29 protein-coding genes are annotated in these 26,446 nt (G+C 70.1%); 11 read left to right on the forward strand and 18 right to left on the reverse strand.

Annotated elements, in window-relative coordinates:
• Positions 1-12 precede the first annotated feature (12 nt).
• The 4 genes from ACZ50Z_RS02630 to ACZ50Z_RS02645 all read right to left on the reverse strand — a co-directional run bounded on the left by ACZ50Z_RS02630 (position 13) and on the right by ACZ50Z_RS02645 (position 1,712).
• Positions 13-579: a MarR family winged helix-turn-helix transcriptional regulator gene (locus ACZ50Z_RS02630; RefSeq protein WP_464482145.1), complete on the reverse strand. Its 567-nt coding sequence runs from the start codon at positions 577-579 to the stop codon at positions 13-15.
• 135 nt (positions 580-714) lie between these two features.
• Entirely contained in the window at positions 715-1,047 is a 333-nt protein-coding gene (locus ACZ50Z_RS02635) for a DUF3140 domain-containing protein (RefSeq protein ID WP_464482146.1), read from the reverse strand.
• A 21-nt stretch (positions 1,048-1,068) separates the two neighbouring features.
• Positions 1,069-1,284 (reverse strand): hypervirulence associated TUDOR domain-containing protein, encoded by a 216-nt coding sequence (locus ACZ50Z_RS02640; RefSeq protein WP_464482147.1) that lies wholly within the window; start codon positions 1,282-1,284, stop codon positions 1,069-1,071.
• Complete coding sequence (locus ACZ50Z_RS02645; RefSeq protein ID WP_464482148.1) at positions 1,281-1,712, reverse strand: hypothetical protein; 432 nt, start codon at positions 1,710-1,712, stop codon at positions 1,281-1,283. The genes ACZ50Z_RS02640 and ACZ50Z_RS02645 overlap by 4 nt, the downstream gene beginning before the upstream one ends.
• 153 nt (positions 1,713-1,865) lie before the next feature.
• On the opposite strand from ACZ50Z_RS02645, the gene ACZ50Z_RS02650 reads away from it, so the two are divergent.
• A complete protein-coding gene (locus ACZ50Z_RS02650; protein ID WP_464482149.1) occupies positions 1,866-2,087 on the forward strand; it encodes a hypothetical protein in 222 nt (73 codons plus the stop codon).
• On the opposite strand, the gene ACZ50Z_RS02655 is transcribed toward ACZ50Z_RS02650, so the two are convergent.
• The 9 genes from ACZ50Z_RS02655 to ACZ50Z_RS02695 form a co-directional block, all read right to left on the reverse strand.
• A complete protein-coding gene (locus tag ACZ50Z_RS02655) occupies positions 2,022-2,345 on the reverse strand; it encodes a DUF2784 domain-containing protein (RefSeq protein ID WP_464482150.1) in 324 nt (107 codons plus the stop codon). The genes ACZ50Z_RS02650 and ACZ50Z_RS02655 overlap by 66 nt on opposite strands.
• 127 nt (positions 2,346-2,472) lie before the next feature.
• Positions 2,473-3,477, reverse strand: coding sequence for a DUF5914 domain-containing protein (locus ACZ50Z_RS02660; protein WP_464482151.1), 1,005 nt, complete (start codon positions 3,475-3,477; stop codon positions 2,473-2,475).
• Positions 3,474-5,009 (reverse strand): hydroxysqualene dehydroxylase, encoded by a 1,536-nt coding sequence (locus ACZ50Z_RS02665; protein ID WP_464482152.1) that lies wholly within the window; start codon positions 5,007-5,009, stop codon positions 3,474-3,476. Before ACZ50Z_RS02665 ends, ACZ50Z_RS02660 begins: the two co-directional genes overlap by 4 nt.
• Positions 5,006-5,731, reverse strand: coding sequence for a class I SAM-dependent methyltransferase (locus ACZ50Z_RS02670; RefSeq protein ID WP_464482153.1), 726 nt, complete (start codon positions 5,729-5,731; stop codon positions 5,006-5,008). The genes ACZ50Z_RS02665 and ACZ50Z_RS02670 overlap by 4 nt, the downstream gene beginning before the upstream one ends.
• On the reverse strand, positions 5,718-6,029 hold the full coding sequence (locus tag ACZ50Z_RS02675; protein ID WP_464482154.1) for a lycopene cyclase domain-containing protein: 312 nt from the start codon (positions 6,027-6,029) through the stop codon (positions 5,718-5,720). The genes ACZ50Z_RS02670 and ACZ50Z_RS02675 overlap by 14 nt, the downstream gene beginning before the upstream one ends.
• Entirely contained in the window at positions 6,026-6,349 is a 324-nt protein-coding gene (locus tag ACZ50Z_RS02680) for a lycopene cyclase domain-containing protein (protein WP_464482155.1), read from the reverse strand. The genes ACZ50Z_RS02675 and ACZ50Z_RS02680 overlap by 4 nt, the downstream gene beginning before the upstream one ends.
• Complete coding sequence (locus ACZ50Z_RS02685) at positions 6,346-7,299, reverse strand: phytoene/squalene synthase family protein (protein ID WP_464482156.1); 954 nt, start codon at positions 7,297-7,299, stop codon at positions 6,346-6,348. The genes ACZ50Z_RS02680 and ACZ50Z_RS02685 overlap by 4 nt, the downstream gene beginning before the upstream one ends.
• On the reverse strand, positions 7,296-8,816 hold the full coding sequence (gene crtI, locus ACZ50Z_RS02690) for a phytoene desaturase family protein (protein ID WP_464482157.1): 1,521 nt from the start codon (positions 8,814-8,816) through the stop codon (positions 7,296-7,298). The genes ACZ50Z_RS02685 and crtI overlap by 4 nt, the downstream gene beginning before the upstream one ends.
• 28 nt (positions 8,817-8,844) lie before the next feature.
• A complete protein-coding gene (locus tag ACZ50Z_RS02695; RefSeq protein WP_464482158.1) occupies positions 8,845-9,969 on the reverse strand; it encodes a polyprenyl synthetase family protein in 1,125 nt (374 codons plus the stop codon).
• A 761-nt stretch (positions 9,970-10,730) separates the two neighbouring features.
• On the opposite strand from ACZ50Z_RS02695, the gene ACZ50Z_RS02700 reads away from it, so the two are divergent.
• The 3 genes from ACZ50Z_RS02700 (at position 10,731) to ACZ50Z_RS02710 (ending at position 13,330) form a co-directional block, all read left to right on the forward strand.
• A complete protein-coding gene (locus ACZ50Z_RS02700) occupies positions 10,731-11,471 on the forward strand; it encodes an Rv1815 family serine proteinase (RefSeq protein ID WP_464482159.1) in 741 nt (246 codons plus the stop codon).
• Between the two features lie 70 nt (positions 11,472-11,541).
• Positions 11,542-12,225, forward strand: coding sequence for a phosphodiesterase (locus ACZ50Z_RS02705; RefSeq protein ID WP_464482160.1), 684 nt, complete (start codon positions 11,542-11,544; stop codon positions 12,223-12,225).
• Positions 12,226-12,250: 25 nt separating this feature from the next.
• On the forward strand, positions 12,251-13,330 hold the full coding sequence (locus tag ACZ50Z_RS02710) for an NAD-dependent epimerase/dehydratase family protein (protein ID WP_464482161.1): 1,080 nt from the start codon (positions 12,251-12,253) through the stop codon (positions 13,328-13,330).
• A gap of 6 nt (positions 13,331-13,336) precedes the next feature.
• Here the strand turns inward: ACZ50Z_RS02710 and ACZ50Z_RS02715 are convergent, their stop codons facing one another.
• From ACZ50Z_RS02715 to ACZ50Z_RS02730, 4 genes are read right to left on the reverse strand one after another with little or no spacing between them, the layout of a single operon-like run.
• Positions 13,337-14,692 carry a TIGR01777 family oxidoreductase gene (locus ACZ50Z_RS02715; protein WP_464482162.1) on the reverse strand — a complete coding sequence of 452 codons (1,356 nt, stop codon included), beginning with the start codon at positions 14,690-14,692 and terminating at the stop codon, positions 13,337-13,339.
• Positions 14,693-14,714: 22 nt separating this feature from the next.
• On the reverse strand, positions 14,715-15,959 hold the full coding sequence (locus ACZ50Z_RS02720) for a glycosyltransferase family 4 protein (protein WP_464486062.1): 1,245 nt from the start codon (positions 15,957-15,959) through the stop codon (positions 14,715-14,717).
• A 13-nt stretch (positions 15,960-15,972) separates the two neighbouring features.
• Entirely contained in the window at positions 15,973-17,562 is a 1,590-nt protein-coding gene (locus ACZ50Z_RS02725; RefSeq protein ID WP_464482163.1) for a 1,4-alpha-glucan branching protein domain-containing protein, read from the reverse strand.
• Positions 17,559-18,383, reverse strand: a complete 825-nt coding sequence (locus tag ACZ50Z_RS02730) for a class I SAM-dependent methyltransferase (RefSeq protein ID WP_464482164.1) — start codon at positions 18,381-18,383, stop codon at positions 17,559-17,561. Before ACZ50Z_RS02730 ends, ACZ50Z_RS02725 begins: the two co-directional genes overlap by 4 nt.
• Positions 18,384-18,612: 229 nt before the next feature.
• On the opposite strand from ACZ50Z_RS02730, the gene ACZ50Z_RS02735 reads away from it, so the two are divergent.
• The 6 genes from ACZ50Z_RS02735 to mnmA all read left to right on the forward strand — a co-directional run bounded on the left by ACZ50Z_RS02735 (position 18,613) and on the right by mnmA (position 24,667).
• Positions 18,613-19,413, forward strand: coding sequence for an electron transfer flavoprotein subunit beta/FixA family protein (locus ACZ50Z_RS02735; protein ID WP_464482165.1), 801 nt, complete (start codon positions 18,613-18,615; stop codon positions 19,411-19,413).
• 38 nt (positions 19,414-19,451) lie between these two features.
• Complete coding sequence (locus ACZ50Z_RS02740) at positions 19,452-20,408, forward strand: electron transfer flavoprotein subunit alpha/FixB family protein (protein WP_464482166.1); 957 nt, start codon at positions 19,452-19,454, stop codon at positions 20,406-20,408.
• Between the two features lie 279 nt (positions 20,409-20,687).
• Positions 20,688-21,548 carry a GNAT family N-acetyltransferase gene (locus tag ACZ50Z_RS02745; RefSeq protein ID WP_464482167.1) on the forward strand — a complete coding sequence of 287 codons (861 nt, stop codon included), beginning with the start codon at positions 20,688-20,690 and terminating at the stop codon, positions 21,546-21,548.
• On the forward strand, positions 21,545-22,378 hold the full coding sequence (locus ACZ50Z_RS02750) for a lysophospholipid acyltransferase family protein (protein ID WP_464482168.1): 834 nt from the start codon (positions 21,545-21,547) through the stop codon (positions 22,376-22,378). Before ACZ50Z_RS02745 ends, ACZ50Z_RS02750 begins: the two co-directional genes overlap by 4 nt.
• A gap of 33 nt (positions 22,379-22,411) precedes the next feature.
• Positions 22,412-23,590: a cysteine desulfurase family protein gene (locus tag ACZ50Z_RS02755; RefSeq protein WP_464482169.1), complete on the forward strand. Its 1,179-nt coding sequence runs from the start codon at positions 22,412-22,414 to the stop codon at positions 23,588-23,590.
• The gene (gene mnmA / locus ACZ50Z_RS02760; protein ID WP_464482170.1) at positions 23,591-24,667 is read left to right on the forward strand and encodes a tRNA 2-thiouridine(34) synthase MnmA; all 1,077 of its coding nucleotides are present in this window, start codon (positions 23,591-23,593) and stop codon (positions 24,665-24,667) included. It begins immediately after the preceding gene.
• On the opposite strand, the gene ACZ50Z_RS02765 is transcribed toward mnmA, so the two are convergent.
• The gene (locus tag ACZ50Z_RS02765; RefSeq protein WP_464486063.1) at positions 24,664-25,233 is read right to left on the reverse strand and encodes a sensor domain-containing protein; all 570 of its coding nucleotides are present in this window, start codon (positions 25,231-25,233) and stop codon (positions 24,664-24,666) included. The genes mnmA and ACZ50Z_RS02765 overlap by 4 nt on opposite strands.
• 174 nt (positions 25,234-25,407) lie before the next feature.
• Here ACZ50Z_RS02765 and ACZ50Z_RS02770 point away from each other — a divergent pair, with 174 nt between their 5' ends.
• Entirely contained in the window at positions 25,408-26,424 is a 1,017-nt protein-coding gene (locus ACZ50Z_RS02770; RefSeq protein WP_464482171.1) for a uroporphyrinogen decarboxylase/cobalamine-independent methonine synthase family protein, read from the forward strand.
• Positions 26,425-26,446: the final 22 nt, after the last annotated feature.

Consider the following 26,446-nt stretch of genomic DNA (forward strand, 5'->3'; position numbering starts at 1 on the left):
GACCGGAACGTCTCAACGCACGGTGCTGCCGCGACCTTTCGCCGGGGCGCGCTTCCCCTCGGGGGCGGCCGGCCGGTTGGGAGCCGGTGCGGTGAGCGTGGATTCGAAGGTGGACATCGCCTCGATCATCGCCGCGAAAACCCGGTGCGCGGCGACCAAGTCACGGTCGGGCAGGTCGGCGAGAGCGGTATGCAACTCGGCGCCCAGCGGCGTGAAGAATGAGCGTGCCAGCGCCATGCCCGGTTTCTCGTAGCGCAGCAGCGTCTTGCGGCGGTCCTGTGGGTCCGGTTCGCGCCGGACGTGCCCGGCGCCGATCATGCGGTCCACCAGATAGGTGATCGCGGCGGGCGACACATCCATGCGCCTCCGCAATTGCGCCGCCGTCAAAGGTGTTCCGGCGGTTTCGGCGACCATGATGTGCAGCAGTGCGTGGAAGTCGGTGCCGCTGACCTCGTTTTGCCGCGCGAAGTGCCGGCCGATGCGGTCGGACTGCGCCGTGATCGCGCGCATGTCGGCCGACATCAACTTCTCGAGTTCGGCTCGGTCCGTTCGCCGCTCAGCGGCGCCGCGCTTGGTCACTTACCCGCATCCTTCTTGCAAGACACGCCGACCTGCGTTTCGGGACCGCTGCGCGCGGCCTGGTCCAGTCGGTGGCCATCAGCCTACGGCACCCCTACCGGATCACCGTGGCTTAGCCGGTGGTCGGCGGCGGTGTCACGACTTCGCGGGGTCGTGACCCCAGTTCATCAACGAGTAGCGCCAGGGACTCTCGTCGATGTTGCCCTCTGGACGTTGCGCCAGGTGACGCCTGGCGTAGCCCACGACTTTGCGCATGTGCGCGTAGTCGGCCTCGGTGAGGTCGGTTCGCTTCGCCCTGAGTATCTCGATGATGCGCCGCCCGCTGGCATGACCGGTCGACTCGCTCTCGCCCCGCTTTTGCCCCACGGCGTTCGACTGTTCTGTGGCGAGCCACTTTTCCAGCTCACGTGCGGTCATGTTCACCGTCTCGTGAAAGCGGTCCCAGGTGGTGTCCTCGTCCTCTGTCATCGAATGACCCCTCGATACGAATCAGTCCGCGCGACGCAGCGCGTCCGGCTTGTGCACGGCATCCGCGCCCGTCTTGTCGCTGCGCACCTTGTACTGCGGCTGGTCTTGGGAGGCGCGCACCGTGCGCCCGGCGGCCTCGGTATCCGAGGTGATCTCGCCCTCGACGGTGCCGCGGACCATCGTGCCATGGCTCCGCCACTCGACCTTGTCGCCCTTGTCGAAGTTTCTGTTGCTCATAGGATTTCACCTTTCGTCGATCCGTCGTTGGGGGACGCGGTGTGAGCGGGGTGGCCCGCGGTGCGCCGGTCCTCTTTCATCGCCATCTCGTAGCGGTGGCGCTGGCCGCCGGCGAGTCGGGTCCGCACCAGCTGTTCGATCTCCGTGAAGCAGCGGTAATAGCCGTCGTCGTAGTCTTCGATCACCTGAAAGCTCCAGCGTCCCGGGAGGACGTTGCGCCCGATCAGCTCGCTGCTGATGTGTTGGGCCAGACCGGAGTGCCCGAGTTCGTGCAAGCGCGACACCGCCGCGTCGAGCTGCAGGTCGGCGTGGCCGGTGAGTTGGTGAAAGGAGTACAGGTGTCCCCGGGCGCGCTCGATGGTTTCCAGCGCCTCGGTGACTTTTCCCACCGCCTCAATGACGCCGTCGCCGCTGCTGTGCAAGCTCATGGCCTTCCTCCCCCCGCATTCCGCTATGGCATTCCCGCTGAGCTGGGCGCCGAATCGCAGATACGGTTCATTTATTTAATAGTCAAGTAGTTGTGCCCAATCACCGCGGCGGCCCGTGGTTTGAACGGGTGGGCCCCGGGTATGTGATGGGCGATGACCGTGATCGAGACGTCGCAGCGCCTGCGGGGCGCGCAGCGCAAAGTGCTGCGCCTGCAACGGCGTTTGTGGCTTGCCGAACTGGCCCTGTGGCCCGCCGCGATCGTGTTGGCGGCGGTGGTGCTGGCCACCGGGTGGCTATTGTGGCGGCGCTCAGCCGTCCGCGCCGACGCCCCGCGCCCGGGATCGCAGGGTGCGCCGCGCGAGCACGCACCATGACGCGCCGGCCGCGCTGAACGCCAAGGCCTGCGCGGCACCGATGCGCCCAGTCGGCACGAAATAACCTGCGACATAATGTTCGATGAAGCCCGAGGTCGGCAGCGGATCCATCTCCGCGCGACGGCGGGCCCAGGCTTCCAGCGTCGTCAACGGGCACGGGAGGCTGAGCGCAACGACGGCAATGCCCCAACCGACCGCCGGCACGTGCAGCGCCATGGTGCGCGGCCAGCGCAATGCGAGAAAGCCGCCGCTGGGCACGTAGAGCAGGTACGCAAGGTGCGCGCCGACGGTCGCTGCGACCGCGGCGGCGTAGCGCCTCGTGCCGGCCGAGGCGGGCCCAGGTGCGGAGCTGATCCGACGATTCTTGCACGGGCACCGCGCTGAATCACCCGCGAGCCGCGCGGACCTGATAGCGGCGCTCGGCGTATTCGAGGTCGTCGCGCCAGAGCCTGCTGGACGCGATGCGCATGAGCGGCGTGATCAGCGGCGCCACCCGGGTAGCCCGCTTGAACCCGGGCCGCCCCGAATGCGCGATGGTGGCTTCCAGGACGGCGGTGCGGGGTTGACCGTCGGTGCCTAAACCGACTGGGGTGGCATGGGTTTCGACCACGCTGCCCGCCCCCTCCCCATCCACGATGCGCATCACGATCGTGCGTGCCTCCGGGCAGCTGAATTCCGCGACAACCGGCACGCCCAGGCGTCCCATCCGGAAGGTCACGGCGACCAGGAAGCGGTCGGCGTGCTCGGTCGGCGTGGTGAGCACCTCGAGCCGGGTGAACGAGTACGGGTGAAACCAAGCGCCGTGCCACGGATCGAGCCGGTTGGCGATGATGTCGGTGGGCTCGCAGACGCCCTCCATGCGGGCGACGGCGGCCAAGGTGATGCCGGTCGGCCGTTCCGCAATCACCGGCCGCTCCAGTGGTGCCTCCCGCCCGACCGCGTCGAGCCGCACCCAGGCCAGGGTGCCGTCGTCGTGGCTGGGCAGTGGGCTCCAACCGAATTCACGCGCGTGCCCGTCCAGGGTCAGCCCGTGCCACCGGCACACCAGCGTGCCCCGGCGCACGGTTCCGGTGGCGAGGTCGGCCCCCAGGTGTGGGCAACTGCGCGGGCCCACGCAAAGCCGGCGCTGCTCGTCGCGCCAGGCGACGACCTCGACGCCGGCGACACGCGCGCCGAACGGCCGGTCGCGGGCAACCTGCCGGCTGGCGGCGAATACGTACCAATTCCCGGTCGGTCTGTGCTGGGAGCGTCGCAGCGCGGCCTCGATGATGGCGGGTTGTGCATCGCGGTAGGTCGGGCGCTGATCGGCCCACGACACCCACGGGATCACCTGCAGGGGCCAATCTTTGGACCGGACCCGTAGGTTGTGCAGCTGGCCGCGAATAGTCATCGCCGGACTGTCTTTTCACGGGAGGCAAGCCATCGCAGCAGGGGCGACCGGCCCTGGGTGGGCACCGTGGCCAACGGGTGCCCGGCCAGTCCCCAGCGCTTCAGGAGTTGGTTCGCCGCGCACCAGCCGGTGGTGGCGGCGCGCTCCATGAGCGCCACCGGCAGGTCGATCCGGATGGCGTCGCCGGCCAGCACCAGGCCCGGCGCGGGAGTGATCACCGCGGGGCGGTCCGCATAGGAGCCCGGCGCGAACAGCGGACAGTCGCCGCGATGCAGCAGCCGCTCGTGAACGATCTGCGCCGCGGCCGTTTCCGGGTACACGGTGTGCAGCTGATGTAGCGCTGCCGCGCGTGACGGCGCCGAATCCAGTGCGTAGGAATGCAATTCGACCACCGAGCCGCGCTGTGCGCGCGCCCACGTGCGGGCCTCGCGTTCGTAGCGTTCCAACACGCTGACATTGTCCAGCGGCTTGTGCCCGGACGTTCCCAGAAACGCCGGCCGCCGCGCCGAGACGGGACGGTCGAGCCAGAACCGATGCACGGCGAACGGCGGCGCGGTACGCAGCCGCGAGATCTGGGCCCGCCAGTCATCGGTGCCCAGGCCGCCCGAGGCCGCGACGAGCCGCTGTAGACCCGCGATATCGGTGGCCAGCACCACCGCATCCACATCGAGTTGCTCGCCGGAATCGGTGTGCACGCGAAAGCGTCTTGCCGAGTCGGTGTCGATGCTCAAAACGCTGGTGCCGAGCCGGAACCGTGCCCCGCGCCCTTCGAGGTAGCCGCACAAGGGCTGCCACAACGCGCGGTCGTAATTGGCGCACGGAACGTCGAAGATCAGCCCCTCGGCCGATCCCAGGAAGTAGATGTGGAACATGGTCGCCAACTCGGCCGCGGACAGCTTGGCGGGGTCGGCGAAGAAGCTGCGGGAGAACACTTCGAACGCCAGATGCCGTGCGGCCTCGGGGAATCGGATGTCCTCGAGGAACGCCGCGGCGTCGATGTGGTCGAGGAGATCGTAGGTGCCGGGCACCGACACCGCGGCCAGTGGCGCGGCGGCGCGGGCGTCGATGCGGGTGAAGTCGCGAAGCCGAAACGTCGGGCTGCGCGCCGCGAACACGACGGCGTTCCAGGGCGGCGTGCGCGGTAGCCCGCGGAAGCTGTCGCGCCGTCCCATGCCGTCGATGAGCGGGTAGTCCTCGACGGGATTGAGCATCCGCAATCGTGGATCGATCCGGGTCAGCAGGGCGCGCAAGTTGTAATACTGCCGGAAGAACGCGTGGAAGCCGCGGTTCATTGCGAGCTCGGCGCCGCCGTCGTGCTCGGTCCAGCCGCCGACCCGCCCGCCGAGGTAATGCTCGCGTTCGATGACGTCGACGGCGACGCCGCGCTCAGCGAGTCCGGTGGCGGCGGTCAGTCCGGCGATGCCGCCGCCGACGACGGCGACCCGCGGGCGTGCCGGCAGCGCGCCGGCGTCGGGCAAACCCGTTGGTGCGGGCACTGTTCGGCGGCGCCGATCGGTGGGCAGCGCGGTCATGACGGCGCGTCCGCGAGGAAGGTGTGCACGATGTTGGCTTCCCAGCCGGGCATCGTCTCGCTGTGCACGCCGGTGAAGCCGGCCTCGGCGAGGCGGGTCCGGAAGCGCGCGGCGCCGTCGAAGGCCAGCACGCTACGCCACAGGTAGCGATACAGCGAGGTGTCCCGGGTGCGCCACCACCCGGACGGGATGATGATGCCCCAGCAGACGGCGTGCCAGATGCCGGTGGCGGCGGGGGAGTCGCGCACCGAATACTCGTGCACCGCCAGGGTGCCGCCCGGGCGCAATAGCATGCGGAACCTGCGCAGTTGGTCGTCGCGGTGGGCGACGTTGCGGATCAGGTAGGCGGCCAGGATGCCGTCGAACGGCCCGGTGATCCCCCGTTCTGCCAGCTGTTCGACCGGGCTGTGGACGAAACGCACCGTGGCGGGCCAGTCCTTGGTGCGCGCCTCGTCGAGCATTCCGCGCGATGCGTCCACGGCGACGATGTCGGCTTCAGGCGCGACGGCGAGCAGGGCGGCCGTCGAAGCGCCCGTTCCGCAGCCGGCGTCGAGTAACCGTAAGCCCTTGCCATGGTGCGGAATTCGCATCCGGCGGGCCGACAACAGCAGCTGCGCGTGGTAGCCCGGGCTGGCGCCGACCAGCCGGTCGTAGGCCGCGGCGCCGGCGTCGAACGCGGCCGCCAGGTCGCCGGGGGCGTGCCCCGCGTCACCGGCGCGCACGTTGCCGTTCCCACAGCAGCAGCACCGCGGTGACCAACGCGAAGCCGAACAGGAAGTCTTCGACCGGGATGTCGAACGGGAAACGGACCCCGCTCAGCTGCCGGTCGTCGTAGATGACGATCGGCGAGCTCAGTTTCGTCAGCCATCCGTCGACCGGGATCTGGAATCCGAGGACGATCAGCATCGACAGCCAGTAGGCGGGCCGGCGAAAAAGTCCGGTTCGCAGCACCGCCAATTCCAGTGCGCAGACGGCGAATACCGCCAGCGCGGCGGGCAGGGTGTAGCCGAGACCGGTCATCGACGCTGCACCCGCGCCAGGATGGCGCTTACGGCGTTGTAGGTCAGCAGCGCGCACACCGGAATGACGAGAAAGAACAGCACCTCTTCGATCGGCACCCGGAACGGGATGCTCAGGCCGCTGAGGTATGCGCCGTCATAGGTCCACACACGCGCGGCGACGGCGATTTCATCCCAGATCAGGAACATCGCCGCGACCGGCAGCACCGCCCTGATGAGGCGACGCCACTGTCGGTAGACGCCGGGGCCCAACGTCTCCAGCGGCACGGTGATCAGCAGGCATGCGGCCAGGACCATGAGGTATTGCCACCGATCGCTCATGCGGCCCCCGAGTTGAGATCGTCCCGCTCGCCATTTCGCGCCCGCCACGACCGTAGCAGTCCGGCACCGGCGACCCGAAGCCGTCGAGCCCTGCCCACGGTGGCCCGGTGGTCGAACACCGCGAATTCGCTCCTTTCGATGCAGTCCAGGATTTCTCCGTACAGGGCGGCCGCCGTGGCCACGCACGGCCGCGAGCGACGCGCGAGCGTGGCGATTCCCGCCGTCGCGAATCGGTAGGTCTGGCGGGCGATTTCGTGTTGCGCGACCAGGGCGCGGCGCACCCGCGGGTCGGTACGGCGGTGCGTGTGACACCACGCCAACAGCTCCCGATCGACTCCGTCGGCGGCGAGTTCGTCGGCCGGCAGGTACACGCGGCCGCGCACCAGATCTTCGTCGACGTCGCGCAGGAAGTTGGTGAGCTGGAAGGCCCGGCCCAGCGCCGCGGCGTAGGGCGCGGCCTCCTTGACCGGCGTCACGGTTCCCAGGATCGGGAGTACTTGCAGCCCAATCGCTTCCGCGGATCCTCGCATGTAGCGGTTGAGCGCTTTGCGGTCGGGATAGTCGGTGACCGTGAGATCCATGCGCATCGACGTCAGGAAGTCCTCGAACAGCCCGGAGTCGATCCGGTAGCGCCGTGCTGTGTGGGTAACCGCCGCCACCAGCGGATCTTCCAGGTGGGCGCCATTGGAGAAGAATCGCTCGGACAGTTGCTCCAGCCTCCTGCCGCGACTGGAAACGTCCACCTGCGGATCGAGGTCGTCGAGGATGTCGTCGGCGTAGCGGGCGAAGCCGTACAGCGCGTGCACGGGCGGCCGTTGGTCGGGCGCGAGCAGCCGGGTGGCCAGGAAGAAGGTGCGGCCGTGGGCGGCATTGAGTTCGCGGCACCGGCGATATCCGTCGCGCAGCCGCGGATCGTCGATGCCGGCCGCGGCCAATTCGCTGCGCATCATGGCAAACCGGCTTTCATGTCGAGGCTGGCGGTCGACCGTGTCGCGGCCCCGGTGATGCGGTCGGCGGCGAGTCGCCCGGAGATCAGGGTGGTCGGCACGCCGACGCCGGGCACCGTGGAGGACCCGGCGAGCACCGCGTTGTCGATGCCGCGGACCATGTTGGCCGGGCGGAACGGGCCGGTCTGGCCGAAAGTGTGGGCCAGCGCAAACGGGCTGCCGGCCGCCATGCCCTGCTGGGCCCAGTCGGCGGGTGTGACGACGTCGAGAACCGTTGCGTCTTGCCGTAATCCGGGCAGCAACCGGTCCGCGACGTGCGCGATGAGGTCGGCGGCGTAGGCGGCGCCGGCCCGCGACCAATCGATGGTGCCCCGCTCCAGGTTCGGTGCCGGGGCCAGGACGTAGAGCAGGTCGCGTCCCTCGGGAGCCAGGGCCGGGTCGCCGGCGGTCGGACGGGTCACCAGCAACGACGGATCGGCCATGAGCCGGCCGTCGCGGATGATGTCGGTGAAGGTCCGATCCCATGCCTCGCCGAACAGGATCGTGTGGTGGGCCGTTTCGGGGGCGATCGCGGGGCAGCCCAGATGAGCCACCACCGCCGATGGCGAGGCTCGTAGCCGCACGGCGCGGCGCGGTGTGCGGCCCAGCAGCGCGTAGGTCTGGGGCAGTTCGGTGGTCAGCACCACCGCGTCGCAGGGGATGCGCCCGGTCCGTTCGGTGACGACGGCCCTGACCCGCCCGGCGGCTTGTTCGAGCGCGGTAACGGTTGCGCCGTAACAGAATCGGACACCGGCATCGGCGGCCGCCGCGGCCAGCGCATCCGGCAGCGCGCGCACGCCGCCGCGCGGAAACACCACGCCCGAGATGGTGTCCATGTAGGCGATGACCGCGTAGACCGCCAGGGCGTCGCGCGGCGCCACCCCGGCATACAGCGACTGGAAGGTGAAGATCCGCTGCAGCCGCGAATCGCTGATGTACCGCTTGACCATGCGGTCCCACTTGCGGAAGCCGCCGATCGCCGTCAGCTGTGCCAGCTGCGGCGTGAGAAGCGAGAGCGGGGAATCGAAATTGGCGCTGATGAAACCGTCGAATTCGGTGCGGTACAACCTCGTCAGCCACTTTCGCAGCCGCCGGTAGCCCGCCGCCTGCCCGGAGCCGGCGAATTCGGCGATCGCCTCGGCCATCCGGTCCGCGTCGCTGTGCACGTCCAGCGCGCTGCCGTCGGCGAAGACGGCGCGGTAGGCGGGATCGACCGTCAACAGCTCGAGCCGGTCGGACCGGGTCTCGCCGACGGCCGCGAATGTCTCGTCGATGATGTCCGGCATCGTGAGCACCGTTGGCCCGGTGTCGATCCGGTACCCGTCGACGTCGAGGCGGCCGGCCCGCCCGCCCGGCCATGGCTCACGTTCCACCACCGTGACCGCGCGCCCCCGACCGGCCAGGTGCAGCGCCGCGGACAGTCCGGCCAGGCCGGCGCCTATCACCACGACGTGGTCGGTGCGTCCTTCGATGGCGCGCATGGTCAGCGGGCTCCCGAGTCGGCAGTACTCATACGGCGCGATCCGTACAGACCGCGGCCATTTCGGCCAGCGCGACGCGGACGGGTTCCTCGATCGACAAGTCGCCGAGGTGGGCGCGCGCAGAGGCGACGCGGTCGCTGATCATCTGTTCGATCAGCCCCACGGCCCCGGTCTCGATGATCAGGGCTTTCCACCTGTCGATCGCGTCGTCCTCGAGCGTTTCGCGATTCGCCAGGTCGGTGAGTTCACGCCGCGCCGACGGATCTGCCAGCTGGTGGGCGGCCACCACGACGCTGGTTGCCTTGCGCTCGCGCAGATCTCCCGCGCCAGGCTTACCGGTCACCGCCGGGGACCCGAAGACGCCGAGCACGTCATCGCGGAGCTGAAACGCCTCGCCGACGGCGCGGCCGTAGCGGCCCAGGCCGGACAGCATGCACGCATCGCCGCCGGCCATCGCCGCGCCGATCTCGAGGGGCCGGCGCACCGTGTAGTTGCCCGATTTACGCCGTGCCACCTCGAGCACGAATTCCAGCCCGGGCGCCTGCCGCGCGTCGTTGGTCAAATCGGCGAACTGTCCCACGGCGAGCTCGGTGCGCATCGCGTCATAGCGTGGCCACGCCCATTGCAGCCGCCGGGGGTCGACCCCGCTGTCGCGCAGCATCTGTTCGGCCCAGATCAGGCACAGGTCTCCGAGCAGGATGGCGGCCGACTCGCCGAATCGCCCCGAGGGGCCGGGTAATCCGCGCTCTGCGTGCCACTGCTCGAATTGCCGATGCGCCGACGGACGCCCGCGCCGCACGTCCGAGCAGTCCATGACATCGTCTTGCAGCAGCGCGAAGGCGTGCACCAGCTCGAAACTCGCCGCGGCCCGCAGCGCCGCCGCGTCGGGCGGCGCACCGCACAGCCACCCCAGGTACATGAACGTCGAGCGCAGGCACTTACCGCCCGAGACGAAGTCGGCCAGGACCTCGCCTACCGCTTCGATACCGGTCCTGTCGAGTTCGGCGGCGCGTCGCTGGGCGACGAAGTCGGAGACCTCGACCAAAACCATCCGCCGGACGTTCGACCGCCACTCGCCGAAGTCGCCACTGCCTGGCCAGGCCGTCCCCACCGGCGGTGAGGCCGCAGCAGGCGAATACGACAAAGCTCCCATGTTGCCCAAGCGCTCCCTCCCGGACGCCTTGGAATGCCCGGGCCTGCGCGCCCCGGCACACGCGGTCATACCCGCCGACGAGGCGCGCAAACCACAGCGCGAGCCGGTAGGCCCGCCCCGCGCCGCCCGGTAGGACATACCACCTCGTTCAATAACTTAAACATTAATTTTTTGAAGTTAGGCGGGCGCGCGCCGGCCGGCGCGGCGCCGCCGGCCTCGGCGTGCGACGTTCGGGAGGATCGGGTTGAGACGCCGAAACGCCAACGTGTGCAGTGCTTTAACGCCGGCGGATCACGACGCGACGCTGCGCAAGGCCGCGGTGAGGTCTTTCGCATTCGCGGCATCGATCTCGCCGTCGACGCGCGTACCACGGTGTCCACGCAGCGCGCATAGACGAACACCTGGGCCCTGGCGAACCGGGCCATGGGACGGCAGGGTGCGGGATCTTGTCGGTCGGCGGAATTCGCGGAATGAAGAGCAGCCATTCCAAGCGCCTATCGATGGTGGTGAGACGGGAGTGACCAGTGTTTTACACACCGCTCCCGCTAACGACGCAGCTGTGAACTCGACCTGACAGCAGCCTAGTGCCGCCGTCATCGCCTCAGCGGCAGAGTTTTGTCTTCTGGCCGGTGAGCACCGGGACCGGGCCGCTGGTGAATCGGCTGATGAAAGTGTGTTTGGTCGCGCAGGCGCCGGGTATACGCGGGCCACGAAACAAGCGTGTCGAATCCCTTGACGGACGCGAGGGGTGGTGCGGCCCAATGGAAAAGCTCGGCCGCCGCTGGAGCCGGTTTGCGGTTGCTCCTGCTGCCACGATGGTGCTGATCGGCGCGCCGGGATGGGCCGGCGCCGACCCCGGAGTCACGGTGTTTCCGGGGATGGAGATTCGTCAGGGCAACACGGTGTGCATGGTCGGAATGGTCGAGCCGCGGCTGCGGATCGCCCTGACCAGCGGGCAATGCGACGGCGGCCAGTCGATGGTGACCGACCGCGACCGCAAGCCGATCGGCGACGTGGTCCTCGGCCGACGGCAGGTCGACACGGATTCGGCCGCGGACACCACGATGCTTCCGGTGGAGTACGAAGTCATCGCCCTTGCAAGCAATGTCACGGCCTCGGATCTGTTGCCCACGGGCCGCCAGTTGCGCTCGACGCCCGGCCTGCGCGCGCAGCCAGGCCTGCCCGTGTGTCAGCTGCGCCGCTCGACCGGCCAACGCTGCGGCTCCGTCGGCGCGGTCACCAACGGCCGTTTCGCCATGGCGGACATGCTCGTGGACGGCCGTGACTTCGGCGGCCCGGTCTACGCGCTGACCGACGACAACAGCGCCGTGATCGTCGGCCTCTACGAGGGTATGTGGAGGTCCGCGCCGCAGTTCGAGTCGTGGCAGGCGGTGATGGCGCAGATCTACATCGACAGCCACTCCTCCACCGGGCAACAACAGCTCCCCGCGCTCCGCATGATCAACTGGCACAGCATTCCTCGCGCCATTGCGGAGCCGTAGCCGCCCCGCCGACACGCAACACACCCCGCGCGGCGCGTTTCCGCCGCCACAGAACGGGAATCCGCCGCCGGTGAACGTTTTAGATCTTGTGGCGGTGCCCTTCCAGTGGGGCTCGGCGATCCGGCGCAAACGGCTCTTTCATCCGACCGGAGTGCTGGCACGAGGCCACATCGAACGCATCGCCCCGGCGGGTCAGGGCTTGCCGATCCCGTCGTCGGAGATCGTTGCCCGGATATCCAAGGCCAGCGGCACACCCGGCCCGCTGCCCGACTTCGCCGGCCTGGCCTTCCGGTTGACGCCGCCGGAGCCGGCGGGAAAGCCGTGGGACATCTTGCTCGTGTCCGCGGGTTCGGGGGTGCTGTCCCGGGCGGTGGCGCTGCGGCCGACCGCGTCGTGGAACGGCCAGACCCTGGCCACCCTGATGCCGCTGCACTATCAGAACAACAACTGGTGGCTTCGGGCCCGAACCCCGGGCGACATCGACGGCCTCGGCTTGTCGCTGGACAACGTCCGCAACCGTCTCGAACGCGGCAATATCGAAATCACACTCGACCAAGCCTGCGGCAGAGGGCATTTCACCCCACTAGGCCACTTGACGTTGACCGCCGTCCTCGACGACGAACAACACCGGGACGTGTCCTTTGATCCCGTCGTCAACACCGCGCCCGGCGTGAGCCTGCACCCGCGGTGGCTCGCCGATCTGCGCGCCCGCGCATACCGGGAGAGCCGTGACGGCAGGGACGCCGAGGAGTAGCCGAGCGCAGGAAAGGAGGTAGCCGGTGTCCAAGCGCATCGTGATCACCGGTGCCAGCGGCAACGTCGGCACCGCCTTGCTGCGCCGGCTCGCCGAAGACGGCCCCGACTATGACATCGTCGGAATCACCCGGCGGCGACCGCCTCCGGACGACGTCTATCGGTCCGTCCGCTGGCACGAGGTGGACCTGGCCGACCCCGGCGTTGAGATCCAGTTGCTCGACGTCTTTCGCGGAGCCGCGTGCGTGGTCCACCTGGCGTGGGGATTCCAGCCCACCCGCAACAGGCGGTACCTGGACGCCGTCGCGATCAACGGCAGCGCAGCGGTCTTGAGTGCGGCGCACAACGCCAAAGTGCCTCACCTGCTGCACATGTCATCGGTGGGGACCTACGCCGCCGGGCGATATGGGGAGAAGGTCGACGAGACTTTCTCGACCGCGGGCATACCCTCCTCCGCCTACAGCAGGGCGAAGTCCGCGGTGGAACACATGCTCGACGGCTATGAGCGGCACAACCCCGACGGCGTCGGGATCACCCGGATGAGGCCCGGTTTCATCCTGCAGCGCGATGCCGCGCTGGGCCTGCGGCGCTACACGCTGCCCGCCTACGTGGACCCGCAATGGGTGCGCTGGTTGCCGCTGCTCCCGCTGGACCGCTCGCTGCGCGTGTCGGTGGTGCACGCGGACGACGTCGCCGACGCGTGCGTCAAGGCGATCGAGGGTTGCGCGTTGGGCCCGTTCAACCTGGCCGCCGAGCCGCCGGTCGGCCGCGACGACATCGCAAAGGCGTTACGGGCGCGCCCGATTCACGTGCCCTCGTCGGTGCTGGGACTGCTGGTGGAGGCGTCGTGGCGGGCGAGGTTGCAGCCCCTCGACCGCGGCTGGCTGGACATGGCGTTCTCGCTGCCGTTGTTGGCCACCGAGCGCGCGCGTGGCGTTCTGGGGTGGACGCCGCGGTGGAGTTCGGCGGCCGCGCTGGCCGACCTTGTCGACGGCTTCTTGCATACCTGGGGAACCCAGAGCCCGGTCCTTCGCGCGCGGTCGTGCGTCGAGGCCATCAGCCGTGACCTCTATGAAGGCCCGCTCACCGTCCGGCGGGTGCCCTAGTCCCGGTCAACCGGTGCGTCCCAACAGGTGACGCAACGCCTGGTCCAGATCGGGTTGGCGGAACCGGTGCCCGGCCCCGACGAGCTTGCGAGGAGCCACTCGCTGACTCGCGCAGGCCAGTTCGCGCGCGCCCTGCCCGCCGAGCAGGAGGCGTGGCCCCAACGGCGGCACCGGCAACACCGCCGGCCGGTGCAGCACCGTCGCCAAGGTGGACGTGTACTCGTTGTTGCGGACCGGTTGCGGCGCAACGGTATTGATGGGCCCCGAGAGCGTGGTGTCCCACAGCGCGCGGTGATACACATCGACCAGGTCGTCGATCCCGATCCAGGACAGCCATTGCCTGCCGTCGCCCAGCCGGCCCCCGAGTCCGGCGCTGAACAGCGGGCGCATCAACTTCAGGGTGCCGCCGCGCGGCGATTGGACGATGCCGGTGCGCACCCGCACCACCCGCAGCCCCGCCCGCTGCGCGGGTGTGGTCGCCTCCTCCCAGTCGGCCACCACGTCGGCCAAAAATCCGTCACCGCGATCGCCGTCCTCGGCGAGCGTGTCATCGCCGCGGTCGTATCCGTAATAGCCGATCGCCGAAGCCGAGATCAGGACGGCGGGCCGGGGGTCGGTGCGGGCCAGCAGTTCCGCGAGCCGGCGGGTGGGGCCGATCCTGCTGTCCCGGATGGCTTTCCGGTGTTTTTCGGTGAACCGCCCGGCGATCGAGGCTCCCGCCAAATGGATGACCGCGTCCACGCCCGCCAACAGCCGCGGGTCGGGATCGTCGGGATCCCAGCGGCGTTCCCCGGTGTCGCGTGGGCTGCGCCGGACCAGCTGGATGACCCGGTGCCCGCCGGTGCGCAGAAACGCCGTCAGTGCCGAACCGACCAGTCCCGACGATCCGGTGACGGCGATCGTGGAGGGCTTCAGGCCGTTCTCAGCGGCGAGTCGGTGGGCGGCCAAGTCATCGGCCAGCTGGCGGTGCCGGTAGTCGAACATAGGCCGCAACAGCGATCCGGGCACTCCGGTGTCGACCCGGTCGATCACCCGGGTGCGGTCATCGCCGAGGTCTTCGAACTCGTGGGTGTGGCGCCAGCGCACCGCCGTTCGTGCCGGGAGCGTGGCCAGGCCGTCACCACCGATCGCGTCCACGAACCGGCGTGGCGGGTCGTAGCCGTCCGGCTGGTGCACGGCGACCCAGCGCAGACCGCCGGGCAGCGCCAGCGTCGCCCGCCCGTCCTCGAGCGAGGACGCCTCGGCGACGAGGCGCATCGGCTGCCACGGCGGCGAGAGGCGGTGGAAGGCACCCGGCCTGGCATGCCAGTCGAAGACGTCGGTGATCGGCGCGTGCACCACGCTCGAATAGTCCAGGCCCATGCCTGAAACGTTAGAAAGCTTGCTACCGGTCCGGCAAGGCGTGTTCGACGATGGGGAGCCGTGCGCGCGGCTGGCGCTCGCCGCGCTTGGCCGACAGATACACCTGCGCGGTCTTGTCGGCCACCGTGTGCCAATCGAAGTCGGACGTGAGGCGTTCGCGGGCGGCCTGGGCGCGGTGTTGTGCGGCGTCCGGATCGTCGAGCACGGTGCGAATCGCCGCGGCCAGCCGGGTCACGTCGCGGGGCGGGCACGATACGCCGGTCCGACCGTCGATCACCGCCTCGCCCAGCCCGCCGATGTTCGACGTCACCAGGGGAGTGCCGGCCGCGGCCGCCTCGAGCGCCACGATGCCGAACGGCTCGTAGTGGCTGGGCAGCACCGCGGCGTCGGCGCGATGCAGGACGGCCAGCAGCTCCGCGTGTTCGAGGTGCCCGACGAACCGAATCGCTTTGAGCACCCGGTGTTTACGCGCTTGTTCGACGAGCCAGCCCTGCTGGGTGCCCTCGCCGGCGATGGTCAGCGTGGTTCCGGGGTGGGTGCGCCTGATCCGCGGAAGCGCGGCGATGACGTCGTGCACCCCCTTCTCGTATTCGAGCCGCCCCAGGTAGAGCAGTTCGGCCGGCCCGGTCCGCGGCCGGCGCGCCGCGAACGGCCACCGCGCCGTCTCAATGCCGTTGCAGATCACGGTGATCTCGGCCAGCCCGGGGCCGAACAGTTCGGTGATCTCGTCGGCCATCGATCCCGAACAGGTGATCAGCGAGTCGGATTCGCGCACCAGCCAGGACTCGACCGCGTGCACCTGACGGCTCAGCGCACCGCTGACCCAGCCGGAATGCCGGCCGGCCTCGGTCGCGTGGATCGTGGAAACCATTGGCACGTCGTAGAATTGGGCCAGCGCGATCGCCGGATGGGCCACCAGCCAGTCGTGGGCGTGCACGACGTCGGGCCGCCACGCGTGGTTGGTGCCCGGCTTCTTCAGCGTCAGCCCGGCGCGGACCATGGAATGCCCCATCGCGAGCGTCCAGGCCATCATGTCGGTGCCGAAGGCGAACTCGTGCGGATCCTGCGCGGCCGCGATCACCCGGACGCCCTCGCTGATCTGGTCGGACGACGGATGGCTGCGTGGATCGGTTCCGGTAGGGCGGCGCGACAGCACCACGACGTCGTGGCCGGCGGCCGCCAGCGCGGTGGACAGGTGATGCACGTGCCGGCCGAGTCCGCCGACGACCACCGGCGGGTATTCCCACGACACCATCAGGATTTTCACTTCGTGGTCCACCTCATCGGGGCAACCTGCGGGCGTCCAGGGCGCCGAAGAGTCCGTCGGCGCGGTTCCACCCCTCCGCCAGGCGCTGCGCGGTGTCGCGCCGCCCGGACGCCAGCGCCCCCGCGATCTCACGGGTGGCGTGCGCGTGCAGGTGGGCACGGTAGCGGGCGTAGTCGGCGGCCGAGTCCTTGCTCACCATGAACGGCCAGTCGCTGGAGACGGTGAGCAGCGTTTCGCGCAGGATCTGGTCGGCGACGTGGTCGCGGGGGATCGGCCCGTCCAGCGTCGCGGTTTGCGACAGCGCCTTGTCGACGGTGCTCAGCGCGGTGTCGACGACCTCGTTGTTGAGCTGCACCAGGTCGGCGACCTGGTCGCCGGCCCACACCTGCCAATCCTTGCCCGAACCCCACGAGCTGGGCGGCAGGGCCACCGGGTGGCCGACGAACCCGTCGGCGATCGCGTCGTTGAGGGTGCCGACCCGCACGCCGGCCTCGGGCAGGGCGCGCAGCACCCGCTCCAACCACGTCGGGCCCTCGTACCACCAGTGGCCGAACAGTTCGGTGTCGAAGGCGGCGACCACATGCGCGGGCCGACCGAGGCGCGCGGACTCGCTCGTCAGGCGGTTGCGCACCGTCTCGACGAAGTCGGCGACGTGAACGTCGACGGCATGGTCGGCGCGTTCGGGGTCGTAGGGCGCCTTGCCTTCCGAGGGCACGTTGCGGCCCGTGACCCTGGCCGGCTTGAGCCCGGTGAGGTGGTCATAGGTGTGGAAATCGCGGTAGGCGGCGTGCCCGGGGTAGCCGGACTTCGGTGACCACACCCGGTAGCTGACCTGCAGGTCGCGCCCGAACGCCACCACGTCGGTGTCGCCGACGGGCCGGCCCAGCGCGGTGTCGCCGTGCAGCGACGGGCCGTCGACCATGAAGTGCGTGACTCCGGCGGCGGCATAGTCGTGTTCCAGCCCGGGCGCGTACGCGCATTCGGGCGCCCAGATGCCGCTGGGGGTGTGTGCCAGCCGCTGCTGGGCGTCCGCGAGACCCTCGCGCAGGGCGAACTCACGCAGCCGCGGTGCGAGCAGCGGTTGGAACGGATGGGCCAGCGGCCCGCCGAGCAGCTCCACCGTGCCGGCGTCGAGCAGGCCGCGCAGCAGCGGGCTGCCGCCGTGCCGCCACAGGGTGGCGAAGTCCTCGAGGGCGCGCTCCGCCTCAGCCGATTCGCGAACGCCTAAGGCGCGCAACGCCTCCGGGGTGCAGGACTGATAGCCGGCCGACTTCGATCGGGCGATCGAGCGCACACTCGCCGCCGCAGAGGCTTCCGTCGCCCGCAGCCGCCAGTTCGCCAGCCAATGATGCATGCCGCCAAGGCAATACGGGTCGTCGAGTTGCGCGTTCACCACCGGTGTGATGCCGAGCGTGATCAGTCCCCGCCGGTCCTCGCCGGCCAACGTGTTCAGCACCCGCATCAGCGGCAGGTAGGCGGCCGCCCAGGATTGATAGAGCCATTCCTCGCCGACCGGCCAGCGGCCGTGGTGGGCGAGCCACGGGAGATGGGTGTGCAAAACCAGGGTGAACAGGCCGGGGACCCGGTCTTGCGTTGAGTTCACGGCGCTACCGCGATCGCGATCAGATCGAGGCTGTCGTCGATGTGGCGGCCGATGGCAGCGCCGGATCCGCTCTCGACGAGTTCGAAGTCATCCGTGGTGACCGCCGCGACGTCGGCCGCCAGCTCGGGCGGCCACGGTGCATCGACCACCGCGCGCGCGATCTGCGCGTCGATGATCGAGCCGCCGTGGCGGGCGTCCATCTCCTGAAGCCGCGGACCGTGGAACAGGCCGCTGATCGACACGTCGGAAAACCCCCCGGCGACGAGCAGTTCACCCAGCTCGACGGCGTTGAGCTCGCGGGTGTGGAACGGGTTGATCGGGGTGTCGCGCCCCGGGGAGAACGTGATCCGGTTGGGCGTGGACATCATCAGCAGCCCCGACGGGCGCAGCACCCGGGCGCACTCGGCGACGAATTGTGTTTGGTCCCACAGATGCTCGATCACTTGGAAGTTGACCACAATGTCCACCGACGAATCGGGCAGGGGCAGCTGCGCGAGGTTGGCCTGCATGACGTCCACCCGCGGGTAGCGGGCGCGGACGTGAGCGACCGCGGACTCGTCGTAGTCCACGGCGATGACGCGGCGGGCGACGCCGGCGATCAGATCGGCGCCGTATCCCTCTCCGCAGCCGGCCTCGAGCACCTCGCGGCCCACGCAGTGCTCGGCAAGGCGCTGGTAGACCACCTCGTGGCGGCGAAACCAGTAGTTCTCGATGGCCAAACCCGGGATGGTGCGCTCGCCCGTCAGCATCAACACCGCATCGCCCGCCGACGCGGTAACGCCGGGGGAGTGCGGGGGAACGTCAGGGACCGGTGCGCTCATTGCATAGGCAGGCTAACGCGAAGTATCGGATTCGCGAACCACGAAAGTGGGTAACCCCGCTCGCGCAGCGGGAGGCGGGCCGCAAGAACCTGCAGCACTACCAGCTATGGTGTGAAGGCATACCGCACAAAGTTACCGGGTAGTAACACGGCTGTGCGTTGCGAAAAACGCGTACCGAGGTCCCGCAGTCGAGCGCTGCGGACCCCTTCGAGGAGGACGAACCACACTCATGACGAACATCGTGGTCCTGATTAAGCAGGTCCCTGACACCTGGTCGGAGCGCAAGCTGACGGACGGCGACTGGACGCTCGACCGCGAGGCTGCCGACGCCGTGCTGGACGAGATCAACGAGCGCGCCGTCGAAGAGGCCTTGCAGATCCGCGAGAAAGAGGCGGAGAGCGGCGCTGAGGGCACCGTGACGGTGCTGACCGCGGGCCCCGAGCGCGCCACCGAGGCCATCCGCAAGGCGCTGTCGATGGGCGCCGACAAGGCTGTCCACCTCAAGGACGACGGCCTGCACGGCTCCGACGTGGTCCAGACCGGCTGGGCGCTGGCACGCGCGCTGGGCACCATCGAGGGCACCGAGCTGGTCATCGCCGGCAACGAGGCCACCGACGGCACCGGCGGCGCGGTGCCGGCCATCATCGCCGAGTACCTGGGCCTGCCGCAGCTCACCCACCTGCGCAAGCTGTCCCTCGAGGGCGGCAAGGTCACCGGCGAGCGCGAGACCGACGACGGTGTCTTCAACCTGGAGGCGAGCCTGCCCGCGGTGGTCAGTGTGACCGAGAAGATCAACGAGCCGCGCTTCCCGTCGTTCAAGGGCATCATGGCCGCCAAGAAGAAAGAGGTCACGGTGCTGACCCTGGCCGAGATCGGCGTCGAGAGCGACGAGGTCGGCCTGGCCAATGCCGGGTCGTCGGTGCTGTCGTCGACGCCGAAGCCGCCGAAGACCGCGGGTGAGAAGGTCACCGACGAGGGCGAGGGCGGTAACGACGTCGCCAAGTACCTGGTCGCCCAGAAGATCATCTGACCCCGAGTTCCCTGAAGACGAGAAGAGCGAGATAACCCATGGCTGAAGTTTTGGTGCTCGTGGAGCACGCCGAAGGTGCGCTGAAGAAGGTCACCTCCGAATTGATCACCGCCGCCCGCGCGCTGGGCGAGCCCTCCGCCGTCGTTGTCGGGGCGCCGGGCACGGCCGCCCCGCTGACCGACGGGCTCAAGGAGGCCGGCGCCGCCAAGATCTACGTCGCCGAGTCCGACGACGTAGACAAGTACCTCATCACCCCGGTGGTCGACGTGCTCGCCGCGCTGGCCGAATCGAACGCGCCCGCGGCGGTGCTGCTGGCCGCCAACGCCGATGGCAAGGAAATCGCCGGCCGGCTCGCGGCCCGGATCGGTTCCGGCCTGCTGGTCGACGTGGTCGAGGTCAAGGAGGGCCCCAAGGCCATCCACTCCATCTTCGGTGGCGCGTTCACCGTCGAGGCCCAGGCCAACGGCGACACCCCGGTGATCACCCTGCGCGCCGGCGCCGTCGACGCCGAGCCGTCCGCCGGTGCGGGCGAGGAGGTCACCGTCGAGGTCCCGGCGCCCGCCGAGAACGCCACCAAGATCACCGCCCGCGAGCCCGCGGTCGCCGGTGACCGCCCGGAGTTGTCGGAGGCCACCATCGTGGTGTCCGGCGGCCGCGGTGTGGGCAGCGCGGAGAACTTCAGCGTGGTCGAGGCCCTGGCCGACTCGCTGGGTGCGGCCGTCGGCGCGTCGCGCGCCGCCGTCGACTCCGGCTACTACCCGGGCCAGTTCCAGGTGGGCCAGACGGGTAAGACGGTCTCGCCGCAGCTCTACATCGCGCTGGGCATCTCCGGTGCCATCCAGCACCGCGCGGGGATGCAGACCTCCAAGACCATCGTCGCGGTCAACAAGGACGAAGAGGCACCCATCTTCGAGATCGCCGACTACGGCGTGGTGGGCGACCTGTTCAAGGTCGCCCCGCAGCTGACCGACGCGATCAAGGCGCGCAAGGGCTGACAGCCTGCAACGAAAGCCCCCTCGGCGCGTGTGCGCTGAGGGGGCTTTCTTCTGCGCTTCGCACGTCCCGTGTGTCACAGTTCCCCACGCGTCGCCAGCCGGGGGGCATCCAGCCCGGGGGCATAAAGCTCATCCCCACTTCCAGTGACTCGAGTGACCGATGGGACGACATGGACCAGCGGCCGCCGGACGAATCAGTCTCATTTCGTCATCTGACGTGCACCGACACGTCACAGCGCCGATGCCGACCAGCTCATCGGCTACGCCACGTTGGGTGCCATGAGCATCGCTTCCGTCCTCATCCCTGCCGATTCGACCAGCGGCGCGGCGATCGGCCCGTCGGCCGCGCCGCGCTACTCCCTATTGCTGTCCACCGACCCCGGCATGATCGAGGCGGCGCAGCGACTCCGCTACGACGTCTTCACCAGCACCCCGGGCTTCGCCCTCCCGACCGACGGCGGGCCCGGAGCGGACCGGCGCGACGAGGACCGCTTCGACGAGTTCTGCGACCACCTGCTGGTCCGCGACGACAACACCGGCGAGCTGGTGGGTTGCTATCGCATGCTGGCGCCGGCGGGCGCCATCGCGGCCGGTGGCCTGTACACCGCCACCGAATTCGACATCCGCACCTTCGACCCACTGCGGCCGTCCCTGGTGGAGATGGGCCGCGCGGTGGTGCGCGACGGGCACCGCAACGGCGGCGTGGTGCTGCTGATGTGGGCGGGCATCCTGGCGTATCTGGATCGCTACGGCTACGACCACGTGACCGGCTGCGTCTCGGTGCCCATCGGCGGCGAGCCCGGCGACCGGCCCGTGGGCAGCCGGCTGCGCGGCGTCCGCGACGTGGTCCTGGCCCGACACGGGGCGCCACCGCAGTACCGGGTGCGGCCCCTCCGGCCCGTCGTCGTCGACGGGACCGCCCTCGACGACATCCCAGCGCCCGCGCGGCCGTCGGTCCCGGCGCTGATGCGCGGTTACCTGCGGCTGGGCGCTCGGGTGTGCGGGGAACCCGCGCATGACCCGGATTTCGGTGTCGGCGACTTCTGCGTGCTGTTGGGCAAACAGCATGCCGACACCCGCTACCTCAAGCGACTCCGATCGGTGTCGGCCGCCTCGGAAATGGCGGGCGCCCAGCGATGAGCGCCCCGGCCGGCGCCGGGCATTCGTGGCTGCCGCGCGCATCGTGCGACGCCGGCTGCGTCGGGGCCGCCTCCCGCCCGCCGCTGGTGGCGCTGCGGGTGGCGCTTCGCCTCCTGCTGGCGCTGCTGCTGGCGCCGGGGTTGGCGCTGCTGGCCGTGCCGCTGCCGGGCCGCACCCGCGTGCAGCGCATCTATTGCCGCCTGGTGCTGCGCTGTTTCGGTGTGCGGATTGCGGTGTCGGGCAACCCGATCCGTAACCTGCGCGGTGTGCTGGTGGTCAGCCCCCACATGTCGTGGCTCGACGTCTTCGCCATCGGTTCGGTGTTGCCCGGGTCGTTCGTCGCCCGTGCCGACATGTTCACCGGGCCGGCGACCGGGATCGTGGCGCGCATGTGCAAGGTGATCCCGATCGAGCGGTCCAGTTTGCGGCGGCTGCCCGGCGTGGTCGACGCCGTCGCCCGCCGGCTGCGCGAGGGCCAGACGGTCGTGGCGTTTCCGGAGGGCACCACGTGGTGTGGCCGCGAGAATGGGGCGTTCTATCCGGCCATGTTCCAGGCCGCGATCGACGCCGGCCGGCCGGTGCAGCCCCTGCGCCTGACCTACCACCACGTCGACGGCAGCCCCTCGACGGTGCCGGCCTTCGTCGGCGACGAGACCCTGCTGGGCTCGATCCGCCGGCTGCTCACCGTGCGGCGCACGCTGGCGCGGGTGCACGTCGAGTCTCTGCAGCTCCCGGGGACCGATCGGCGCGCCCTGGCCGGCCGTTGCCAGTCGGCGGTGGGTGCCGGGACGCCCCGGTGCGCTGGTCACGGGCGCGTGCTGGTGGCCTGAGCCCACCGGTGGGCCGGTATCGTGGGTCGCGTCATGGTCTACCTGGATCACGCCGCCACCACCCCGATGCACCCCGCCGCCGTCGAGGCGATGACGGCCGTGCTGGGCACGGTGGGCAACGCCTCCTCGCTGCACACCAGCGGCCGGGCGGCGCGGCGCCGCATCGAGGAATCCCGTGAACTGATCGCCGACAAGCTGGGGGCGCGTCCCTCGGAGGTGATCTTCACCGCGGGCGGCACCGAGAGCGACAACCTGGCCGTCAAGGGCATCTACTGGGCCCGCCGCGACGCCGAGCCCCGGCACCGGCGCATCGTCACCAGCGAGGTCGAACACCACGCCGTGCTGGACTCGGTCAATTGGCTCGTCGAGCACGAAGGCGCCGAGGTGACGTGGCTGCCGACCGCGGCCGACGGTTCGGTGTCGGCGGCGGCGCTGCGCGAGGTGCTCACCCGCCACGACGACGTCGCGCTCGTCTCGGTCATGTGGGCCAACAACGAGGTCGGCACCGTGATGCCGGCGGCCGAACTCGCCGCCGTCGCAGCAGAATTCGGCGTGCCGATGCACAGCGACGCCATTCAGGCGGTGGGGCAGCTGCCCGTCGACTTCGCCGCCAGCGGGCTGTCGGCGATGAGTGTGACCGCGCACAAGTTCGGCGGCCCGGCCGCCGTGGGCGCGCTGCTGCTGCGCCGCGACGTCGCGTGCGTGTCGCTCGCGCACGGCGGCGGGCAGGAGCGTGACATCCGTTCGGGCACCGCCGATGTGGCCGGCGCGGTCGGAATGGCCGCGGCGGCCCGGATCTCGGTCGACGGGCTCGAGGTCAACAGCGCCCGGCTGCGGGCGCTGCGGGACCGGCTCGTCGATGGCGTGCTCGGCGGCATCGAGGACGTCAGCCTCAACGGCGCCCGCGACCCGCTGCGCCTTCCCGGCAACGCGCACTTCACGTTCCGTGGCTGCGAGGGCGATGCGCTGTTGATGCTTCTGGACGCCAACGGCATCGAGTGCTCGACCGGTTCGGCGTGCACCGCCGGTGTCGCCCAACCCTCGCATGTGCTGACCGCCATGGGGGCCGACCCGACCAGTGCGCGCGGATCGTTGCGACTCTCGTTGGGGCACACCAGTGTTGACGCCGACGTCGATGCGGTGCTGCGGGTGCTACCCGGGGCGGTGGATCGTGCGCGTCGGGCGGCGCTGGCCGCCGCGGGAGCGTCCTGAATGAAAGTGCTTGCTGCCATGAGCGGTGGCGTCGACTCGTCGGTCGCCGCGGCCCGGATGGTCGACGCCGGACACGACGTGGTGGGCGTGCACCTGGCGCTGTCGACCGCGCCCGGCACGCTGCGCACCGGCTCGCGGGGATGCTGCTCGAAGGAAGACGCCTCGGATGCGCGACGGGTCGCCGACGTGCTCGGAATACCGTTCTACGTCTGGGATTTCGCGGAGAAGTTCCAGGCGGACGTCATCGACGAATTCGTCTCGTCCTACGCCCGCGGCGAAACCCCGAACCCGTGCGTGGTGTGCAATCAGAAAATCAAGTTCTCGGCGCTGTCGGCGAGAGCCGTGGCGCTCGGGTTCGACACGGTGGTCACCGGCCACTACGCCCGGCTTTCCGGGGGCCGGCTGCGCCGCGCCGTCGACCACGACAAGGACCAGTCCTACGTGCTGGCCGTGCTCAGCGCAGAGCAGTTGCGCCACGCGGCGTTCCCGATCGGCGACACCCCCAAGTCCCAGATCCGCGCCGAAGCCGCCCGGCGCGGCCTGGCGGTCGCCGACAAGCCCGACAGTCACGACATCTGCTTCGTTCCCTCCGGCGACACCCGCGCTTTTTTGGGCGCGCGCATCGGGATTCGCCGCGGCGCCGTGGTCAATGCCGAGGGGGCGGTGCTCGCCGAGCACGACGGGGTGCACGGTTTCACCATCGGCCAGCGCAAAGGGCTCGGCATCGCCGGGCCCGGCCCCGACGGTCGGCCCCGCTACGTGACCGCGATCGACGCCGAGACCGCGACCGTGCGGGTGGGGGCCGCGGCCGACCTCGAGGTGCGCGAATTGGTCGGGCGGGCACCGGTATTCACCTCGGGTATGACGCCGTCGGGTCCCGTGGAGTGCGCGGTTCAGGTGCGCGCTCACGGTGAAACGGCCGACGCGGTGGCCGAACTCGTCGATGGCGAACTCGTCGTGCGGTTGCGCGTCCCGTTGCGCGGTGTCGCGCCGGGCCAGACGCTGGTGCTGTACCGCCGCGATCCCGACGGGGACGAGGTGCTCGGCAGCGCCGTCATCGCCACCACGTCGGGCTAACGTGGCATGTTCGCGGCGATGTTCGTCATCACGATGTCGGACACCGACTGCGCGAAGCCGCAGAAGGTGACTTCCAGCATGGCCACCGACAGGAGCCGGTAGTCGCGGCCGCAGCCACCGGGCCGCAGGTGCAGCGAGGTGCCGTCGGTGTTCCAGTCGCCGACGTAGAGCCGCCCGCCCGAGCCGTTCGCGCAGTCCCCGACGGTGCCCACCAAGGCGTTGAAGGCGGTGCGCGCGGTGTCGGCATCGCGGTAGGCCGCGGCGCCCTCCGAGATCAACGCACCGTCGGGTGGGTCCTGAAAGGTCGTCTTGTGAAACGCCTCCAGCTCGGTCCCGAAGGTGGCCGTCTCGTCGTAGATGAACCGGCACTCCCGCGGCGCGGTCTCGGCCAGCGCGTCGATGTTCACCGGGCTGGTGCCGTCCATCGAGGGGATGATGGTCAGGTGTTCACCGGCGCCGGTGATCGCCCGCATCCGCGACTGGTCCAGCAGGATCGTGTCGACGTTGACGCCCTGCACCACCCTGCGGTTGGCGTCGGGCCCCGCCAGCGCCGCGCCGTCCACCATCCGGGTGCACGACACCGCCAGCAGCGCCGCCCCGCAGCACAGCGGTAGCCTCGCCCACTTCGTCCTCTGCGACACCGTTTTTGCACCCCTTTGGAGTTGAACCTACCCGCGCTGCCCGTCGGCACACAGCCCCTGCCGACCGGCGGCCCGGGGGACGTCGAATACGGTTGGCCGGTGAGTGTTTTCGCGGGGCCCAGCGGCGTCGGTTCCTGGCCGGGCATCGCCGCGCGGGAGGCCGCCTCGGTGATCGTCGGCGAATTGGCGGGCGCGCTGCCCCACATCGTCGAGCTGCCCGCCCGTGGGGTGGGCGCCGACCTGCTGGGGCGGGCCGGGGCGCTGCTGGTCGACGTCGCCATCGACACGGTGCCGCGCGGCTACCGCCTCGCCACCCGCCCGGGGGCGGTCACGCGCCGTGCCATCAGCCTGCTCGACGAGGACATGGACGCGCTGGAAGAGGTCTGGGAGGCCGCCGGCCTGCGCAATGACGGCCGGGTGGTCAAGGTGCAGGCGCCGGGGCCCATCACGCTGGCCGCCGAGGTCGAGCTGGCCAACGGGCACCGGGCGATCACCGACCCCGGCGCGCTGCGTGACCTGACAGCGTCGCTGGCCGAAGGCGTCGCCGCGCACCGCGCGCAGCTGTCCCGGCGCCTCGAAACCCCGGTGGTGGTCCAGTTCGACGAGCCGTCGCTGCCAAAAGCGTTGGGCGGAGGCCTTCCCGGGGTGACCGCGCTCAGCCCGGTCGCGCCGCTCGACGAGGCGGTGGCCGGCAGCCTGCTCGACGTGTGCGCGCAGACGGTGGGCGGTGAGGTGCTGCTGCACTGCTGTGCGCCCGGCATTCCCTGGGAGCTGTTGCAGCGCAGCGTGTTCGGTGCGGTGTCGGTGGACGCGGGCACGTTGCGCGCGGCGGATCTCGATGGTATCGCCGCATTCGTCGAGTCGGACCGCGCCGTCGCGCTGGGCGTCGTCGCGACGAGCGCCCCGTCGCGGCGGCTGTCGGCGGAGCAGGTGGCCGCGGCGGTGGTCGCGGTGACCGATCGCCTCGGGTTCGCCCGCTCGGCGCTACGCGAACGCATCGGCGTCACCCCAGCCTGTGGCCTGGCCGGCGCCACGCCCGAGTGGGCCCGCACCGCGATCGAGCTCGCCCGCAAGGCCGCCCAGATGTTCGCCGAGGATCCCGACGCCATCGAATAGGCGGCCGATCGGGTTTTGCGTC

The organism is Mycobacterium sp. NTMscope_MAC_269 (assembly GCF_976985695.1).